1 protein-coding gene and 1 pseudogene are annotated in these 3,781 nt (G+C 75.7%); one reads left to right on the forward strand and one right to left on the reverse strand.

Annotated features, from left to right (window positions below; translation table 11 throughout):
- Positions 1 to 197: 197 nt before the first annotated feature.
- Positions 198 to 1,412 (reverse strand): annotated as a pseudogene (locus AOK15_RS09415) (sensor histidine kinase); the annotation flags it as partial.
- A gap of 456 nt (positions 1,413 to 1,868) precedes the next feature.
- On the opposite strand from AOK15_RS09415, the gene AOK15_RS09420 reads away from it, so the two are divergent.
- A partial coding sequence (locus tag AOK15_RS09420) for an FAD-binding and (Fe-S)-binding domain-containing protein (RefSeq protein ID WP_240508368.1) occupies positions 1,869 to 3,781 on the forward strand: 1,913 nt, incomplete at its 3' end.

Below are 3,781 nucleotides of genomic sequence, written 5' to 3' on the forward strand. Positions count from 1 at the left end.
CTCCGGGAGGTTCTCCCCTCCGGGGTCCGGAAGGAACCCCGTCGCCGGGTGCGCGAGCGGCGTGCCCGTCAGGTGCGGCGCACCGGCCGTTCCCGACGCCTCCGTGCTGTCCGTCCGCTCCGTGGTCTCGCCGTGCTCCGCCCCCTCCGTGCGCCGGTGGAGGCCCGTGGACGGTTCGTCGTCCGTGGACGTGCCCTGGACGAAGGCCTGGTCGAGGCCGCCCGTGCCGCGGACGGCGCGGCGGCACGGGCGTCCTGATGCTGGTCCCGCAGGACGCCCGTGCCGCCGCGGGCGGAGGGACGGAAGGAGACCTTGAGGCCGTGCTTGCGGGCGAGGCGGCCGACGACGGCGAGACCGAGGCGGGTGCCGGTGAGGCCGGTGAGGTCGGAGTCCTCGCCGGAGACGGCGCGTTCGGCGCGGCGCAGCTGGACGTCGCTCATGACGAGGCCCGCGTCCTCGACGGAGATGATGACGCCGGCCGGGACCTCCTCGACGTAGACGTGGACCTCGGCGGTCGGCGGCGAGAAGTTCGCCGCGTTGTCGAGGAGTTCGGCGAGCGCGTGCATCACGCCCTCGGCGGCGTGCCCGGCGACGGCGGACTCGCTGGAGGAGTGCAGCCGGACCCGGCGGTAGGCGCCGATGCGGCCCATCGCGCCCCGCAGGATCGACTCCATCGGGATGGGCTTGGCCCAGCGGCGGCCGGAGCGGGCGCCCGCGAGGACGGCGACGGAGTCGGCGAGACGGCCCGCCTGGGCGGTGCGGTGGTCGAGGTGGAGCAGGTCGGCGAGGACGTCCTCGTCGGCGTGGCGCTCCTCCATGGCGCGCAGGTCGGCGAGGGTGCCGGTGGCGAGGGCCTGCATCCGGCCGGCCACGTTGGCGGTGACGGCGAGGGCGGCGGTGCGCTCGGTCTCGGCCTGCCGGGCGCGGTCCAGGAGACGGGACCTCTCCTCCTCGGCCTTGGTCTCCAGTTGGGCGCGCTCGTCGGCGAGCCGACCGCGCTCGTGGTCCAGTTCGGCGGTGAGCCGGGTCCGTTCGCGGGCGTAGTCGGCGGCGATCCGGGCGCGGTCCTGGAGGAACTCCTCGGTGAGCCGCGCCCGTTCCTGCCCGAACTCGGCGGTCATCCGGGCCCGTTCCTGGAGGAGCATCCCGGTGTCACGGGACACCGCGTCGAGGCGGTGCCGCAGCGACCGCGCCGACTGCCGGGCGTGGACGGCGACCGCGACGGCGAGCGTGAGCAGCAGAGCGGCGGCGCCCGCGCCACCCGCCACCGGGACCTGTAAGGACGCGGGTACGAGCGCGACCGAACCGCCGGCCGCGGCGGCGGCGAACACGGCGGTGACCAGGGGCAGGGGCAGGACTGAGCGGAGCGCTGGGCGGTCGCCCGGTGGGCGTGGGGGGCTGGGCGCGGTCATGGTCTGCTGTCCTCGGTCGGTTCTGGACTCGGTAACTCAGTCGGTTCCTGGTCTCGGTAACACGGTCGGTTCCTGTGCGAGAAGCGACACCTGGTGCTCAATTGGGCGTCACTATATGAGAGTTCGTGACGGGGGTCGGGCGGTTTCCGGTTAGCTCCCCAGAATCCGGCCATCGCCCCGGTACCGGCCCGCCGTCACCGCGTGGTCACTGTCAGTGGTGGGATGCATGCTGGGGGGATGGAAGGTCCAGGGGAGACGAGAGCGGGGTCAGGGTCCGGGCCGGCGGCGGAGCGGCCCGCGGCCGCGGCGCGGTCGACGGCGGAGCGGCACTCGTCCAGCCCGGTGACGACGGCCGGGCGGCGCTCGGCGCGGTCGGATGCGGCGGCCGGGCTGCGGGCGGCGCTGACGGCGGCCGTGCGGGGCGAGGTCGCGTTCGACACGACCGCGCGGGCGCTGATGACCATGGACGCGTCCAACTACCGCCGGGTGCCGCTCGGCGTGGTCGCGCCCCGGGACGCGGACGACGTGGCGGCCGTCCTGACGGTGTGCCGGGAGCACGGCGTGCCGGTGGTGGCGCGCGGCGGCGGCACGTCGATCGCCGGCCAGGCCACGGGCACGGGCGTCGTCCTGGACTTCACCCGCCATATGAACCGGCTGCTCGCCCTGGACCCCGAGGCGCGCACGGCCGTCGTCCAGCCGGGCCTGGTCCTGGACCGCCTCCAGGACGCCGCCGCCCCGCACGGCCTCCGTTTCGGCCCCGACCCCTCCACCCACAGCCGCTGCACCCTCGGCGGCATGATCGGCAACAACTCCTGCGGCTCCCACTCGGTGGCCTGGGGCACCACCGCCGACAGCGTGCGCGAGCTGTCGGTCCTCGACGGCAGGGGCGGGGCCCGTCGCCCCGGACAGGGCTGGTCGGGCGCCCCGGACGGTCTGCGGGCCCTGGTGGAGGGGGAGTTGGCGCTGCTGCGCACCGGCTTCCCCGACCTGCCCCGCCGTATCTCCGGCTACGCCCTCGACGCCCTGCTCCCCGAGCGGGGCGCCGACGTGGCCCGCGCCTTCTGCGGCTCCGAGGGCACTCTCGGCGTCCTCACGGAGGCGGTCGTACGCCTCGTCGAGGCACCCCGCGCGCGTGCCCTCGCCGTCCTCGGGTACGCCGACGAGAGCGCGGCTGCCGAGGCGGCCCCCGCGCTCCTGCCGTACGGCCCGCTGACCGTGGAGGGCATGGCCGCGGACCTCGTGCCCCCGGGCACGCCCGGGCTGCCGGCGGGCGGGGCGTGGCTGTTCGTGGAGACCGGCGGGGACACGGCCGCCGAGGCGCGGGCGCACGCCGCCGCGATCGTGCGCGCGGCGGACGCGGCCGACGCGCTCGTGGTCACCGACCCCGCTGCCCAGCGCGCCCTGTGGCGGGTCCGCGAGGACGCCAGCGGGACGGCGACGAGGATGCCCGACGGCAGCGAGGCCTGGCCCGGCTGGGAGGACTGCGCGGTCCCGCCCGCCCGACTTGGCGCATACCTCCGGGACTTCCGCGGCCTCCTGCGCGCCCACGAGCTGCGCGGCACCCCCTACGGCCACTTCGGCGACGGCTGCATCCACGTCCGTATCGACTTCGACCTCCTCACCGGGCCGGGCGTCGCCCGCTTCCGCCGTTTCTCGGAGGACCTCGCCGACCTGGTCGTCTCCCACGGTGGCTCCCTCTCCGGGGAACACGGCGACGGCCAGGCGCGCGCCGAACTGCTGCCGAGGATGTACGGCCCCGACCTGATCGCCCTGTTCGAGCGCGCCAAGGCCCTCTGGGACCCCGACGACCTCCTGAACCCCGGCATGCTCGTCCGCCCGGCCCCCCTCGACACCAACCTGCGCTTCGCGCCGCTGCCCCGCGAGCCGGTCCCGGTGGTGTTCGGGTATCCGGAGGACGGCGGCGACTTCTCGGCGGCCGTAAGACGCTGCGTGGGCGTCGCCAAATGCCGGACCACGGGGCCGGGGCCGGGCTCGGGCGCGGTCATGTGCCCCTCCTTCCGCGCGACGGGGGAGGAGGAGCACTCCACTCGCGGCCGGGCCCGTCTCCTGCACGAGATGCTGGCCGGAGAGGTGATCACCGACGGCTGGCGCTCGCCCGAGGTGCGGGACGCGCTGGACCTCTGCCTGTCCTGCAAGGGCTGCCGTTCGGACTGCCCCGTCGGCGTCGACATGGCCACGTACAAGGCGGAGTTCCTCCACCACCACTACGCGGGCCGCCGCCGCCCCGCCGCCCACTACACGATGGGCCGCCTGCCGGTATGGCTCCACCTGATCGCCCGCACCCGCACGGCCGGCCAAGGGGCCTACCCCGGCGAGGAGGTTGACGAGGCCGGCCGTGCGGGTGCGGG

This window comes from Streptomyces ossamyceticus (assembly GCF_001418475.1).
GTDB lineage: Bacteria > Actinomycetota > Actinomycetes > Streptomycetales > Streptomycetaceae > Streptomyces > Streptomyces ossamyceticus.